The sequence below is a fragment of the Streptomyces sp. NPDC043427 genome, from assembly GCF_056436655.1.
This window is the reverse complement of the sequence record NZ_JBWKCC010000023.1, coordinates 1-15,450: the sequence shown is the minus strand read 5'-3', so window position 1 is coordinate 15,450 and position 15,450 is coordinate 1. Positions and strand designations below refer to the sequence as shown.

Genomic DNA, 15,450 nt, shown 5'->3' with positions numbered 1-15,450 from the left:
GTGGGGGAGATTTCCCCTTCTTCCGCTATTTGGGGCGGCCCCCTAGGGGGGGGGGGCGGAGAAGGAAAGAGAGGGGAGCGGACCCCCCCCCCCCCCCCCCCCCGATCCCCTGACCACATACGTAAGAAGCGTCAGCGCACCGAGTGCGCAGCGCCCTCGATGACGTCGGTGACCCTTCCGGGCTGCGAAACGCTCACCGCGTGCGACGAGCGGACCTCCGAGGTGTGGGCGCCTGCCCGCTCGGCCATGAACTCCTGAGCCTTGGCAGGGATGTTGAGGTCCTGCGTGGCAACCAGGACCCAGGAGGGAATGGTCTTCCAGGCCGGCTCGGCCGCACCCTCGGCCAGGGCGGCGTTGGTGACAGGTCGCTGCGTGACGGCCATCAGGTCGGTCTTGTTACGGGGCACGTCGGCGGCGAACTGGTGACGGAACTTGTCGTTCTGGATGTAGAGGTCGGCGCCCTGGGAGCCGTCCGCCTCCGTGAACGGCACGGAGCGGAGGGCTTCGCCGAGGGTGCTGCCGGGGAACTTGCCCGACAGGTCGGCCGCGCTCTCGCCCTTCTCGGGGAGGAAGGCTGCGAGGTAGACCAGCGCCTTGACGTTTTTGTTGCCGGTGGCCGCGTTGCTGATGACCGAGCCGCCGTAGGAGTGCCCGGCCAGAACGATGGGACCGTCGATGCCCGCCAGGATGTCCTTGAGATAGGCGGAGTCGCCGCTCAGGGACCGCAGCGGGTTGGCGACCGCGATGACCGGATAACCGTCGTGGCGAAGCTCCTTGATGACGTCGTTCCAGCTGGTGGAGTCGGCGAAAGCACCGTGGACCAGGACGACGGTGGGCTTGGGACTCCGTACGTGGACACCCTTGTCGGCGGAGGCGGGGGCGACCGCGGTGACCAGCAGGCCCGCAGCGATGCCGGCCCCGGCGACAACGGTGAGCGGGGTACGGGACCGGCGGGCGAGGGATGAGCGGAACATAGGCAGACACCTTTCGAGGCTGCGCAGACGCGCCGACTTCTGGTGGAAGGAGCGCGGCGCTGATGGTCGGCGGCCCACGACAGCCCACTGCTGAGGCGGGGCTGGAGCCGTGTACGGCGGCGCGGTCGGCATCGTTGCTGCGACGCGGAAACCAGGTAGGAGGCGGGCTGCCAACGTGGACGAGCCGGGTGCCAACCGCCGGGCGGGAACGGCCGGTTGACTCGACAGTCCCACTTACCGCCTTTCGCCCTTATGACAGGACGCTCATCGAATGTGTGACATGTGCCCCTCGTCGCCGCGGGCTCGAGACGTGCGGGCCCGGCCGGTCCCTGTCCCATACGGGTCGCCACTCAGCCAGTCGCGTGTCGGCCCACTGGGGGCATGCACCCGCCCGCATCTCAACGTCACCCTGCGCGTTCGCAGGCACTTTCCTCCCCCGCGTCACTGCCCGTGTCACATGGTCCATGCCTGTCCGGTCTGCACTGTCGAGAACAGCGTGACCAGAACGTTGGACACGACAGGTCGGGACGGCGCGCTCGGTCCGCCGAGGCCGTTCCGGACGTCGGCCGAGACGTCGCGGTGTAGGCGATGGACTGCCGTGTGAGAGGGAAGATGCCGTATGGACCAGGCCGATGACGCGGTGCCGATCGCTGAGATGCTTGACGAGCGGCAGCATCTGCTGGCCGTCGCCTATTGGATGGTGGGCACAGGTCCTGATGCCGACGAAGTCGTCACCGAGACCTACCGGCGGTGGTACGGCCTGTCCGATCCGGAGAGGGCGCGGATCGCGGAGCCGCTCTCCTGGCTGGTGAAGACGGCGGGCGCCATCTGCCTGACGTGCCTGGCCCTGCCCGAGCGTCGAGGGCCGGGCGCGGCAGGGACAGCCGGTGAGTCGACAGTGAGGGCTTGTCCGTCTTTGACGGACGAGGTCAGCGAGGTTCTGCTGAACGCGTTGGATTCCCTGTCCCCGGCCGAGCGGGCAGCGTTCGTCCTCAATGATGTTTTCGGGATGGCGCCACAGGTGGTCGCCGAGATCGTGGGCCAGACGGAACGGGAATGTACCGAACTCGCCGAACGGGCCCGTCGCACCCTGCGGACCAAGCGTTCGAGTCCCACCATGCCGCAGCAGCACGACCGGATGGTCCGGGCGGTCCGTGAGGCCTGCGCCGCGGAGGACTCGGCCCTCCTGTCATCTCTGCTGGCCCCCGACGCCACGGCCTTCTTCGACGGCGGTGGCAAGGTGCGGGCTCTGGACCGGCCGGTCCACGGTGCCCTGAAGGTCGCCCGCAGCCTGCTCACTCTGCTCTCCCACCGCCCCCGTACCGCACTGGACCTCCACTCCGTCAACGGCCGGACGGGGATCGTCGTGCGCTACGACGGCCAGGTCGCCGCCGTGATCAGCTTCGACATCGCCGGCCATCACGTCGTCCAGGTCTGGGCCGTTCTGAACCCCGACAAACTGCGCCTCTGGAACCGGCCGGATGCCTCTCCCGGTGTACCTCGGGTGCCTGGTGGGCCTGGTGGGTCGAACAACGTGTCCGCTGCAGACCGGGACTAAGACGGTGTCCTGTCGAGAGCCAGAAGCGCCCGGCCTGACCGCCACCCCGAAGACGCAGAGAACTCCAGCGCCTCGCGCCTCAAGGCCGCTCCGGCCCATGTCCGTGAGGACCCCCTGGATACGAGGTGCCCAACGCCCAGGTCTCGGATTTCGGGGTCACTCCAGTCGCGGATCAGGCCGATGTCGCCTCGTCTTCGAACTGGATGGCACGGATCTCCCGGCGGGAAGAGATGCTGAGCTTCGAGAACACCTTGCGGAGGTGCCACTCGACTGTGTGCCGGCTGATGAACAACTGGGCGCCGATCTCGGGGTTCGTGAGCCCTTGCCCGGCGAGTCGGGCGATCTGCGCCTCCTGCGAGGTGAGAGCCTTGGGCGTCGCGACCGCGTGGGTGCGGACCTTCGCCCCCGTCGCCTGCAACTCGCCTCGCGCGCGTTCGGCGAACGCCTCCGCCCCGAACCGGGTGAACATCTCGTGTGCGACGTCCAGTTGGGCACGGGCATCAGAGCGGCGGTTCTCGCGGCGCAACCACTCCCCGTACAGCAGATGTGCACGGGCGAGTTCCATGCGGACCCGGGTCCGTGCGAGCCGCTCGATCGCCTCACGGTAGAGCCGCTCCGCGGAGTCGCCCTCGCTGAGCAGCGCCCGCGAGCGCGCTTCCACGCCCAGCGCCCAGTCGGTGCCGCTGGCTCGCGTCGCCTCCGAGAGTTGCTCCAGCGCGCAGGTGGCCGACTCGGGTGAGCCGCTCCGTACGGCCGCCTCGATCAGCTCGACCAGGCCCCGTCGCGGCGCGGAGAACTCCCGCTGCTCGGCCGCTGCCTCCCGGGCCGCGGCCAGCGCCTGCGGGTACTGGCCGAGCCCGTTGCAGAGCACCGCCTCGTACCAGCGTGTGGCGGTGACAACGGCCCCCTGGCCCCGCGGCACCGCCTCGGCCAGGGCCGCGTCGATCAACGTACGGGCCTGTCCCTCACGACCACGCCAGACGGCCAGGCCGAGGGGGCCCACACGTCCCGGGTTGCTGTTGCCGGTTGCCGCGCACACCGCCTCGATCTCCTCGATCAGCGACTCGGCCGCCGCCAGTTCCCCGGCGATGAGGTGCACGAACGCGCGGGAGTCGAGTGCGTCGGGGAGAGCGCTGAGCGCTCCGGCCTCGCGGGTGACCGTCACATGACGGGTCGCGGCGGCGTGCCAGCGCTCGTCGTCCCACAGATCCGAGGCGATGACGGACGCGAGCCACAGCCGGCGCAGCTGCTCCTGTACGGGGAGCCGCTCGTCGCAGAGTGCTTCGAGTGCGTGCTCCATCATCGACGCCGAGGCTGGGGAACCGTCGGCGACTCGCACGGCGAGGGCGTCCAGCACCAGGTCGGACACCTGTGGCTGCCGTGCCGGCGGGGCCTCACGGGCGGCCTCGGCCACCTCCAGCAGCCCTGGGCCGCGCGCCAGGCGGCCGGCGAATATCGCCGCCGCCATGGCGTCCAGGTAGGTCTCACGAGCGAGTGCGACATCGTCGAGCCGGCCGAACCGGCGAGCGGCGGCGAGCAGCAACTGCGGGGCCTCGCCGCCGCGGTTCTGGGCGAACGCGATCCCGGCGCGCAGCACCTCGATCCGCGCTCGGCCCAGTTCGTCGAGGGGTCCGGCCGCCGCCGTGGCGAGGAGGGTGGCGGCCGGCTCGAACGCCCCGGCGTGGAGTTTCGCCTGTGCCGCGTCCAGCGCGCGCTGTGCGCGTCGCGCGGGATCCTGTGTCAGCGCGGTCGCACGCTGGAGGAAGGCGGCGGCCGCGGCGATGCCGCCGCGTGCGTGGGCCCGGCCCGCGGAGCGCTCCAGTGCGGCGGCCACTGTCTCGTCGGGCCCCGAGGCCGCGTCGGCCAGGTGCCAGGCCCGGCGGTCGGGGTCGAGCCGGGCATCGGTGACGTCGGCCAGCGCCCTGTGCACCTCTCGCCGTTCGCTCGGGCCCGCCGCTCGATAGGCCGCCGAGCGCACCAGCGGGTGCCGGAACCGCACCCGGGTGCCGAGTGTGATCAGGTCCGCCGCGCCTTCGTGCGACACGGCGATGTCGGCGTCGATGCCGAGGCGGCCGGCCGCACGCCTCAGCAGTGTCACGTCGCCCAGCGGTTCCGCGGCGGCGATGAACAGCAGGCGTCGGGTCTCGGACGGAAGCGCCTGCACGCGGCGGAGGAACCCCTGCTCGATCTGGCTCGACAACGGCCATGCGTCCGGACGCCCGAACCCTCCGGCCATCTCCGCCGTGGTCAACCCGCGCGGCAGCTCGAGCAGGGCCAGCGGGTTGCCGCGTGACTCAGCGACTATGCGGTCGCGCACCCGTTCATCCAGCGGACCGGTGACGACCGAGTCGAGCAGTGTCCGGGAGTCACGCTCGATCAGTCCCGTGAGGGACAGCTCGGGAAGGCTGCCGAACGTATGGCAGGCACTGGGTTCACGGACGGCGAAGACGAGCACAACCGATTCTGCGAGCAGTCGGCGGGCCACGAACTCCAAGGTCAGCGCGGACGCCTTGTCCAGCCACTGCGCGTCGTCGACAATGCAGACGAGCGGCTGGTCACCGCCGGCGTCGGCGATGAGACTCAGTGTGGCCAGACCCACGAGGAACCGGTCGGGCGCGGCGCCGGCGCGCAGACCGAAAGCCGTGCCGAGCGCATCACGCTGAGGCTCGGGCAGCTGGTCGAGCCCGCTGAGCAGAGGAGCGCAGAGCTGGTGCAGGCCGGCGTAGGAGAGTTCCATCTCGGACTGGACGCCGGCCGCTCTGATGGTGCGACATCCGGTGGCACGACCGAGGAGATATCTCAGCAGCTCGGTCTTGCCGATCCCGGGCTCACCACGCAGGACCAGGACACCGCTGCGCCCGGCCCTGGCACCTGCCACGAGATCGTCGAGGGCCTTGCATTCGCTCTCCCTGCCGAGAAGCCCGGCCCGTGAACCGCGCCTCGCCATGGCAGCTCCCTTGTCAGGAATGTTCGCTGAGTATGGTAATCCGACTGCTGATCGCCGTGCTCGTGGTCGACCGTGACGAGTCGGCTCGCCTGCGGGCCCGCAGAACGACTGAGCAGGCTCGCCCGCCCTGTGACGGTGCTGGTCAGAGCGGTTCCCCACGGACTTTGAGCGCGCAAGGCGCGGGCGAAACGGGACGCCCGCTGGTCCTCGTCGATTTCAGGCAGACGCGTTTCTCCCCGCCCGGGCAGCCAAGAGTCGAACAGGCGGGTGACTACGTGTTGTCAACCGGCGTCGGCCACGAGTCGCTCGCCGCGCGTCCGTCCTGGAGTGCGGCGAGCGCGGCAGCGAGCTTGCCCCGGCTGGTGATGCCGAGGCGGGGATAGATGCGGTACAGGTGGGCTCCGACGGTGCGGTGCGAGATGAACAGGCGCTGACCGATCTCCCGGTTGCTCAGTCCCTGTGACGCGAGCACGGCGATCTGCATCTCCTGGGCCGACAGCCGGTCGCTGGTGTTCGCGTGCCGCCGGCCGCTCGACTCGCCGGCGGCACGCAACTGCTCGCGAGCCATCTCGGCCCAAGGCCGCGCGCCGACCCGGTCGAACTCGTCGCGGGCGCTGCGCAGCGGATTCCGGGCGTCGACGTTGTGCCGTTGCCGACGCAGCCGGCGGCCGTGGTGCAGGTGCAGCCGGGCCCGCGTCAGGGCCCAGCCGGCGGGCAACGCGGCCAGTGCCGCGGTGTAGTGCTCCTCCGCCGTGTCGTCCGGCGCCAGCACCGCCTCGGTGTAGACGTGGGCCACCACCATCATTTCCGAGGGCAGTCGGGCGGCCAGCTCGGGGAGTCCGTCCAGTAGTTCCCGGGCCCGCTGCACGGTGCCCGCGGCCACTGCGGCGTCCGCCAGGTCCGGTGCGAGCAGCCAGCGGCTGACCGAGTGGTAATGCGGGTCCGTCGGATCGAACGCGCGCGCGAGTGCGTCGTACGCCTCGGCCGCGCGGCCGTCGAAGAGCGCGAGCAGGCCCTCTACCTGCTGCGCCATGACGGCGGCGAAAGGCATGCCGGGGAACAACCGGTGGGCGCGCAGCTCGCCGAGCATCCGCTCCGCGGCCTCGGTCTCCCCGCGCAGCGCCGCCACCAGACTCCCTGTCGCCTTCACCCCCAGCCAGACGATCCACTCCCCGGTCTCCTCGGCCAGCGCGAGTCCCTCGCCGGACTCCTCGCGGGCCCGATCGAGCTGACCGAGGTACACCCGCGGCCAACTGCCCGCAAGTGACCGGGCGAGCAGCCCGAGCCTGCCCTGCGACCGCCACGCCGCGGCCGCCAGTGACAGGTACCGGGCGGCGAGGGTGGCGTCGCCCAGGACCATCGCGCCGCTGCCGAGGAAATGCATGATCCGGCCGTCCAGGCGGTCCGGCCGGAGGCTGCCGAGCCGTGCGATCACCTCGGCGCCGTACCGGAACGGTTCGGTGTACGCCCGTACCGTCAGCACGACGGGAGCGTCCGGATCGGGGTTCCATCGGTCCAGCTCGGCCGCGGCCAGCGTGCGCACCCGTGCGTCTCCGTCCTGGAAGAAGCACCGGGCGGCCGCCCGCCAGAGCAGGTTCTCGGCGACCTGCACGCCGCCTGCGTCGAACGCGCCGGCCGCTGTGGTCACCATGTCCTCGATCCGGCGCTGCGGCTCGTCGGGTTCGAACGCCGCCTTGTCGGAGACGACCATGAGGCGGGCCCGCTCCAGCGGGCCGAGTTCGCTCATGTCGGCCCGGTCCAGCAACATCTGGGTGTGAACCCGGTCATTGATCTCGCTGGCCGACTCGACCGCCCGGACCAGGATTTCGGTCCTGCGGCGCGGGTCCTGGACGAGCTCGGCCGCCTGGCGCAGGGCCGGCACGGCGGAGGCCACCTTGCCCCGGGCCAGCGCGGTGTCGGCGAAACGTTCCAGCTGGGCGGCGAGTTCCTCGTCCGGGCCCAGCGTCGCGGCCGCCAGGTGGAGGAGCCGGCGCTCGGGGGTGTCGGCCATGGCCACGGCGATGGCGCGGTGGGTGGCCAGCCGGTCGGCGACCGTGGCACGGGTGTAGATCGCCGAGCGCATCAGCGGATGCCGGAACTCGAGGCTACGGCCGACCAGCCCGACCAGGCCCGCGTCGACCGCCTCCTGCACCGCGTCCACGGAAACCGTCGTGCCCGTCAGACGACTCGACACGTCCAGCAGCCGGTTCAGTGGTGCGCTGGGCTCGGTGGCCAGGGCCAACAGGAGCGTTCGGCACTCCGGGCTCGCCGAGTCCGTACGCGCGGCGAACGCGTCCTCCAGCCGCTGAGTCAGCGGCAGATCGTCCAGCTGCGGTGCCATGTCCTGCACCGTCTTGGGCAGCTCGACCAGGGCCAGCGGGTTGCCCGCGGCGCGCTCCAGGATGAGGGCCCGCAGCGGCGCCGACAGGTCCGGTGCACCCGCGTCGAGCAGTTCGGCGGCGGCGGACCGGCCGAGCGGTTGCAGATGGAGGTCCGGCTGCGCGCTCGGGGCGTAGGAGTCGGGAGAATGAACCCGGGACGCCGCCACGATCAGTACGGGAAGATCGCGGGTGCGGCGGACGACGAATCTGAGGACGTCCCGGCTCGGCGAGTCGATCCACTGCAGGTCGTCGACGAGCAGCAGGAGCGGTTGCCGGTCGGCCTCGTCGGTGAGCAGTTCGAGCACGGCGAGCGCGACCCGAAAGATATGGGGCTCGGTCTGGGTGGCGCTGAAGGCGTCGACCAGCGCGGTGCGGTGCGGAGACGGCAGCTTCCCGATGCCGTCGGCGGCCGGTTGCAGCAGCAGTTGCAGAGCCGCGAACGGCAGCCACAGCTCGGTCTCCACACCGGCTGTGCTCAGCACCTTGAAACCGCCCTCGGTGCCCTCGGCACCGACCGAGCGCAGCAGAGCCGACTTACCGACACCGGCGGTGCCGTGGATCAACAGCGCACTGCCGCGTCCGTCCGCCGCGTCCGCCAGAAGCCCGCGCAGGATGCGCAGCTCCTCGTCCCGGCCGATCATCGCGCGGGGGCTCGGTTCGGCCTCTGGAGGGCCCCGGCTGCTGTGCTGAACATGTGCGGCTTCCTCAGTGCAGGGCGTCACGTCGCACCACATCCTAACCGTGGCCCCCTACACCCTCGGCGCGATCGCACCATCGGTAGAACGACTCAAGTCTCGTCTGCGCCGCGGCGCCGAGGCCCGGACCCGAAGGCGGTCACGCGACAGAACCGGCCGAGCCGGTGGGCCCGGCCGGTTCCGCGCTCACCGCGCGCCCCGCGACGACTCCAGCAGGGCGAACCCCCGTTCCACGATCGGTTCGGCGACGGGTTCCTGTGGCAGAGAGGGCACGGCCGGCGGCGGCCCGATGCGGATGAGCGTCTCCCGTGTCTCCTCGGTCAGACCTCCCCAGATCCCGTGCCGCTCCCGGTGGTCGAGCGCATACCGGCGGCACGGAATCCGCGCGGGGCACCGATCGCAGATCATCAGCGCCCGTCGGACGGTCGCCAGGTCGCCCGGAGAGGGGAAGAAGGTCTCGATGTCGGCACCTCGGCAGGCCGCGGCCGGCCACCGGACCGCCGCCGGGCGGACGGGCAGGACACCGTTGTTCATCACGGGGGTACGAGACGCTGTCATCCCATCTCCTCCAGCTTCTTGCCGTTGGTCTCGCGCACCCTGACGGCGACGAAGACGAACGAGAGCACGGCGAAGGCCGCGTAGATCGCGTAGGTGGACGACAGGTTCCAGTCCGACATGCGGGGGAAGCTCTCGGTGACGGCCCAGTTGGCGATCCAGTTCGCGGCGGTCGCCACCGACATCGCGGCGGCGCGGATCCTCAGCGGGAACATCTCGCCGACCATCACCCAGAGCACCACACCCCATGAGACCGCGAAGAAGAACACGAAGGAGTGGGCGGCGACCAGCGCCACGGTGCCCTGGGCGTCCGGGATGGACAGACTGCCGCCGCTGCCTGTCTTGTACGAGAAGGCCCAGGAGGCGAAGGCCAGCGACACGGCCATGCCGGCCGAACCGGTCAGCGCGAGCGGTTTCCGTCCGACCCGGTCGATCAGCAGCATCGCTACGACGGTGCCGATGATGTTGATGATCGACGTGGACAGGCTGATCAGGAGGGAGTTGGCCTGGTCGATGCCCACCGACTGCCACAGCAGCGACGAGTAGTAGAAGATGACGTTGATGCCGACGAGCTGCTGGAAGACGGCCAGCCCGATGCCGACCCACACGATCGGCAGCAGTCCGAAGCGGCCGTCGAGCAGATCGCGTACCCGCGGCTTGTGATCGGTCTTGAGAGCATGCTGGATCTCGGCGATCCGCTCCTCGGAGCCCGCGTACGTGCCCTGCAGGTCGCGCAGCACGGCGAGGGCCTGGACCTCGCGGCCCGTGGCGACGAGGAAGTGCGGCGACTCCGGGATGCGCAGGGTGAGGAACAGGTAGGCGAGCGCCGGTACGACCGCGGCCATCAGCATCCACTGCCAGGCATGCAGGGCACCCAGCAGGTTCTCGCTCTTGCCGTCGGCCCCTTGGGCGATGCCCCAGTTGACGAGCTGGGAGGCGGTGATGCCGAGCACGATGGCCGCCTGCTGGAACGAGGCCAGCCGCCCGCGATGGTCGGGCGGCGCGACCTCGGCGATGTAGGTGGGCCCGATCAGCGAGGCGAGGCCGATCGCCATACCGCCGACGACGCGCCAGGCGCCCAGGTCCCAGACGGAGAAGGGCATGGACGAGCCGAGCGCGCTGATCGCGAAGAGAACCGCGGCGAAGTGCATCACGCGCCGACGGCCGATGCGGTCGGCGAGACGGCCGGCGACGGCCGCTCCGAAGGCGGAACCGAGCAGAGCGGAGGCGACGATGGTGCCCGTCTCGCTGGAGGTGACATCGAATCGGTGCTGGATTCCGGTGACGGCGCCGTTGATGACGGCACTGTCGTAGCCGAACAGGAAGCCGCCGATCGACGCGGCCGCCGAGATATAGGTGACGCGCCGGAGGTTGGTCGGGCGGAGCGCGGCCCCTGAGTGGGCCCGCCCCGCTGAAGAGGCGTTCGCGGTCATGGACAAGGACTCCTTCACAGGACCGGGTACGCACCGGCGCAGGCGGGAGCTCCCCGCCAGGCGGGCGTACCAGTCGTAGGGGACGTGGATCGGATGGACGACCGCGCTGATGACCGGGCACCGGTCGTCGTGCCGGGCGGCGAGCATGCCGCCGCTCAGACGCCGGCCGTCGGGGCTGAGAGCAGTTCGTGCAGGCGGGCGAGGTTCGCCGCGCCGATGAGGCCGGCGTCCGATCCCACGGTGGCGGTGCGGACCTCGGCGTAGACGCGGTGCTCGCCGCCGCCGAGGGCCCGACGGTAGGACATCTCGGCCGGACGCCTGATCAGCTCGCCGGTGTCGCCGAGGCCGCCGCCGATGACGAGGACGGACGGGTCGAGGATGGAGGCGAGGTCGGCGAGGGCCTGGCCCAACCAGCGGCCCGACTGCGCGAACACCTCGAGGGAGAAGGGGTCGCCACTGAGGGCGGCCTCGGTCACATGGTGCCCGTCGAGGCCGTCGGGGGTGCCGTCGCCCAGCGCGAGCACCACCGCGGCCCGTGCCGGATCAGCGGCCGCCATCTCGCGGGCGCGGCGGGTGTGGGCCGCCCCGCTGGCGTACTGCTCCATGCAGCCGTGCTGGCCGCAGGGGCAGGGGAGCCCGTCGGGGACCGCCCGGTAGTGGCCGATCTCGCCGGCCATGCCGAAGTGGCCGCGGAAGAGCCGGCCCTTGCTGATGATGCCGCCGCCCAGGCCGGTGCCCGCCATGACCATCAACATGTCGTCATGCCCGGCACCGGCTCCATGGATGAACTCGCCCCAAGCGGCGGCGTTCGCGTCGTTCTCGACGACGACCGGAAGCCCGGTGGCCTCCTGGACGATGTCCCGGATCTCCTTGTCGTGCCAGCCCAGGTTGGGTGCGAAGCGCACCGTCGAGCGGTCCGCGTCCACGTATCCGGCTGCTCCGACACCGATCGCTCGGACGTCGTCCCAGCCCTTGCGGACCCGCTGGACCGCCTCGGCGATCGCCCCCGCGATCCGGTCCGGGTCGTGCGGGGTGGGGACGCGCACCCTGGAGACGACCTCCCCGCCGGGGTCGACCGTCCCGGCGGCGATCTTCGTGCCGCCGAGATCTACGCCGACGGTCAGACCGCCGTTCTGGTCGTTCATGCGGCACCGCCCACGCCGTCGAACCGACGGTGCGCGTACCGACGCTTGTGTCCGCCTGACCGGCTGACGGGTCCGTGAAACATGGTGTGGCTCCTGACGTTGTGATTTCGTGTGAAGGAGGGGGGAGTCGGCTCGTCACCAGCCGGAACAACGGGCATGGCGGCTTCGGCACCCTGGAGGCGGCGCTTCGCCGCCGGTCCGTCTACAGGCTCAGCTTCCGTAATTCGGTGGCGAGTTGCATGAGTCATTCGACTGTGTCCAGCCGTAGTCGCTCGCTGTGTCACACATCGGTGCCCTGCGTTGTCTTCTAAGCGAACCAAGTCGGATCTAGCGGAGGTATGACACGGTGTTGGACAAGACATCCATGAGCGGACTCGACGAGCACGGGAGCCAGGACGGGACCGGGCCCAGGATGCTGGCGGACGTCAAGCCGCCCTTCGTGCCGGAGGGTGCTTCGGCGATGACCGTGGTGGTCGAGTGGCCTCCGGGACACCCCGGGACGCCGCCGCACCGACACTCGGGGCCGTGCTTCGGCTACGTCACCGAAGGCGCCGTCCGGTGGGAACTCGAGGGCGAGCCCGAGCGGGTGATCAAGGCCGGTGAGACTTTCTGGGAGCCGGGCGGTGACGTGATCCACTACCAGAACGGCAACGCCCTGTCGGATACGCCGGCCAAGTACGTCGTCATCATGCTGTGCGCGCCCGGCCAGCCGATGCTCACCCTGGTCGAGGAGGAAGAGCTGTCGAAACGGGCCCACCTGCGAGCCCCGCGGCCTTCCGAGGACTAACCACGGCCCGGGGGACGAGAGTCCGCCACGTCAGATCTCGAAGGGGGACGCTGTGGCTGGTCATGGATCGGCGCCGCACAGCACGACCGAGGGGCTGGTAGGACGCGACCGGGAACTGGAGCTGCTTCGGTCGTACGTCGACCAGGTGCTCGAGCGCGGTGGGGTGCTGGTGCTGTCCGGGGAACCGGGTGTCGGCAAGTCCGTGCTTCTTGATGCCGCGGCAACGGCGGCGACGGCGGCCGGTGCGCTGGTCCTGCGCTCCGACGGGGTCGAGTTCCTCGCGGATCTGAGCTTCGCCGGACTGAACCACGTACTCGAACCCCTGCTGCACGAGTACGACGGGCTCGACCCGGTGCACCGGGAAGCCCTGACCGTGGCGCTGGGCGCGAGTGACGGCGCCCCGGTGGATCGGCTGGTCCTGTACGGGGCCGTACTGGCACTGCTCCGCCGGGCAGCGAGCAGCCGTCCCGTTCTGCTGGTCATCGACGACCTGCAATGGATCGACCGGGCGAGCGCCGCGGCGTTCGCGTTCGTCGCCCGGCGGCTGACCGGGAGCCGAGTGGGCCTTCTCGCGGCCTCGCGGCCGGGGTTCGAGAGTTTCTTCGAACGCGCGGGGCTTCCCGAACACACTGTGTCCCCACTGGACGACAGGGCGGCAGCCGCCCTGGTCGGCACCCACTTCCCGCTGCTCACCGGGCAGGAGCTGCGTCGGGTCCTCGCGCAGGCGCGGGGCAACCCCCTGGCACTGCTAGAACTGCCGGCCGCGCTCGACGACTCGCGAGGCAGCGCGGGAGTGCTGCTGTCCGAGGTACTCCCGCTCAGCCGTCGGCTGCGGGACCTGTATGGCTCCCGGGTCGCGGAGATGCCGGCCCCCACCCGCCGCCTGCTGCTCCTGGCCGCGCTGGAGGGCGGCGGGGACCTGTCGGTCCTGCGGGCCGCCGCCCCCGGCGAGGACGTACTGGCCCTTCTCGCTCCCGCGGAGCGGGCACAGTTGCTGCGGATCGAACACCGAGGTCTGGGGCGGCTGTCCTTCCACCATCCGCTGATCCGCGCGACCGTCGTGTCGGGCTCGACCAGCGGTCAGCGCCTGGACGCCCACCTGGCTCTGGCCGAAGCGCTCACCAGTAAGCCCGATCGCCGGGCCTGGCACCTGGCCGAGGCCACACCCGATCCTGACGAGCAGGTCGCCGCGCTCCTGGAGGACACCGCACACCGGGTCCGCCGGCGCGGGGACGCCGTCGGCGCCTTCAACGCGCTGGTGCGGTCCGCCGACCTCACTCCCGGCCCCGCGAACCGCGCCAGACGGCTTGCCGAAGCCGCCTTCGTGGGCGCGGACGTGGCCGGAGAGCTGCGTACCGCGGCCGAACTGCTCGTGGAGGCCCGACGTGCCGACCCGGAACTCCGGGGATCGTTGCGGGCGGCGGCCGCGGCCGCCCAGGTGCTGCTCAACCGCGACGGTGATGTCAACACCGCGCACCGGCTGCTGCTCGGCGCGATCATGACCCGCGACGGCAGGTCCGACGGCGACGACGAGGCGCTCTTCGAGGCGCTGTGCACCCTGCGCAGGGTGTGTCTGTGCGCGGGCAGACCCGAGCTCTGGAACGCGTACCAGGCCGCCATGTCGCAGCTGACCGTGCCGATGCCTCCCCTCCAGGAACTGCTCGGCGACGTCTACGCCGACCCGGCACGCTCCTCCCCGACAGCCCTCGGCCTTCTCGATGCGGTCATCCACGACCTGCACCGGCAGACCGACCCGAGCCGGATCGAACGGATCGCGATGGCGGCACTGTTCGTGGACCGGGCGACAGGGTGCCGTGCGGCGCTCTGGCCCGTCGTCGAGAACGGGCGCGAAGGCGGCGCGGTCACGTCGGCGCTCATCGCGCTGGTGGTGCTGTGCCTGGACGACTTCACGACGGGTCGGTGGGACGAGTGCGGCCGTCTCGCCGCGGAGGGGCTGGCGCTGAGCGAGGCCCATGGATATCAGATGCTGGCCCAGCAGTTCCACCGGGCCCAGGGCCTGCTGGCCGCGGCGCGGGGCGACGACGCCACGGTGCGGGGGCTGGCACAGAGGATCACGGAGTGGGCGGTACCCCGCGGTGCGTGGACCGTCGAGCACTTCGCGCGGCACATGACGGCACTGGCCGCCCTGGGACGTGGTGACCACGAGGACGCCTTCCTCGACGCCTCGGCGATCAGCCCTTCAGGCGTGCTGGCCCCGCATGCCCCGCTGGCTCTGTGGGTTGCCATGGACCTCGTGGAAGCCGCGGTGCGCAGCGGACGCCGAGCCGAGGCACTCGCCCATGTCGCCGCGATGCGGGAGACGGGCCTGCCCGGAATCTCCGGCCGCCTGGCACTGGTCACCGCCGGTTCGGCCGCGCTCGCCGCCCCCGAGGACCGGGCCGCCGACGCCTTCGAGGAAGCGCTCGCCGTTCCCGGTGCCGAGCGCTGGCCCTTCGACCTCGCCCGCGTCCGCCTGGCCTACGGGCAGCACCTGCGTAGCGCACGGGCCGCCCAGGACGCCCGGACGCACCTCGCCGCCGCCCTCCAGACCTTCCGCCGTCTCGGGGCCGCCCCCTGGGTCGCGCGGGCGGCCGAAGAGCTGCGGGCCACCGGCCGTACCGCAACCTGGGGGGCCCATCAGCACCTGGGGGCCGAGCCGCTCACGGAGCAGGAACACCAGATCGCCGCACTCGCCGCGACCGGGCTGAGCAACAAACAGATCGGCGAACGTCTCTTCTTCTCCCACCGAACCGTGGCGGCCCATCTGCACCGGATCTTCCGGAAGCTCGGCATCACCTCGCGTGTCAGCCTCGGCGAGGCCCTGGCCGCGCTGCCGCCTCAGCAGTCCCGGGCGGAGCGGTCTGCCACCTCTTCGCAGGCCTAGTGTCCTGCGCCAGAGATCCGTTGGCAGAAGCGGGCGAGGGAATCGAGGATCTCTTCGGCGGTCTTGGTCCAGATGAACGGCTTGGGGTCCT

The 15,450-nt window shown here is 71.0% G+C and carries 9 protein-coding genes; 3 read left to right on the top strand and 6 right to left on the bottom strand.

Translation table 11 applies throughout. The annotated features are described in order from the left end of the window. Positions 1–131: 131 nt before the first annotated feature. Positions 132–974, bottom strand: coding sequence for an alpha/beta fold hydrolase (locus AC067M_RS30315; RefSeq protein WP_478700228.1), 843 nt, complete (start codon positions 972–974; stop codon positions 132–134). Positions 975–1,593: 619 nt separating this feature from the next. Between AC067M_RS30315 and AC067M_RS30310 the strand changes: the two genes are divergently transcribed. Then, a complete protein-coding gene (locus AC067M_RS30310; protein ID WP_478700227.1) occupies positions 1,594–2,532 on the top strand; it encodes a sigma factor-like helix-turn-helix DNA-binding protein in 939 nt (312 codons plus the stop codon). Between the two features lie 172 nt (positions 2,533–2,704). On the opposite strand, the gene AC067M_RS30305 is transcribed toward AC067M_RS30310, so the two are convergent. The 5 genes from AC067M_RS30305 to AC067M_RS30285 all read right to left on the bottom strand — a co-directional run bounded on the left by AC067M_RS30305 (position 2,705) and on the right by AC067M_RS30285 (position 11,688). After that, positions 2,705–5,479, bottom strand: coding sequence for a helix-turn-helix transcriptional regulator (locus AC067M_RS30305; RefSeq protein ID WP_478700226.1), 2,775 nt, complete (start codon positions 5,477–5,479; stop codon positions 2,705–2,707). Positions 5,480–5,750: 271 nt separating this feature from the next. After that, positions 5,751–8,501: an ATP-binding protein gene (locus AC067M_RS30300; RefSeq protein ID WP_478700225.1), complete on the bottom strand. Its 2,751-nt coding sequence runs from the start codon at positions 8,499–8,501 to the stop codon at positions 5,751–5,753. 240 nt (positions 8,502–8,741) lie between these two features. After that, positions 8,742–9,113, bottom strand: a complete 372-nt coding sequence (locus AC067M_RS30295) for a WhiB family transcriptional regulator (RefSeq protein ID WP_478700224.1) — start codon at positions 9,111–9,113, stop codon at positions 8,742–8,744. Beyond that, on the bottom strand, positions 9,110–10,543 hold the full coding sequence (locus tag AC067M_RS30290) for a sugar porter family MFS transporter (RefSeq protein WP_478700223.1): 1,434 nt from the start codon (positions 10,541–10,543) through the stop codon (positions 9,110–9,112). Before AC067M_RS30290 ends, AC067M_RS30295 begins: the two co-directional genes overlap by 4 nt. A gap of 155 nt (positions 10,544–10,698) precedes the next feature. Then, on the bottom strand, positions 10,699–11,688 hold the full coding sequence (locus tag AC067M_RS30285; protein ID WP_478700222.1) for an ROK family glucokinase: 990 nt from the start codon (positions 11,686–11,688) through the stop codon (positions 10,699–10,701). A 364-nt stretch (positions 11,689–12,052) separates the two neighbouring features. Between AC067M_RS30285 and AC067M_RS30280 the strand changes: the two genes are divergently transcribed. Together AC067M_RS30280 and AC067M_RS30275 are read left to right on the top strand one after the other, a co-directional pair. Next, a complete protein-coding gene (locus AC067M_RS30280) occupies positions 12,053–12,475 on the top strand; it encodes a cupin domain-containing protein (RefSeq protein ID WP_079664470.1) in 423 nt (140 codons plus the stop codon). Positions 12,476–12,527: 52 nt separating this feature from the next. Beyond that, the gene (locus AC067M_RS30275) at positions 12,528–15,359 is read left to right on the top strand and encodes a helix-turn-helix transcriptional regulator (protein WP_478700221.1); all 2,832 of its coding nucleotides are present in this window, start codon (positions 12,528–12,530) and stop codon (positions 15,357–15,359) included. Positions 15,360–15,450: the final 91 nt, after the last annotated feature.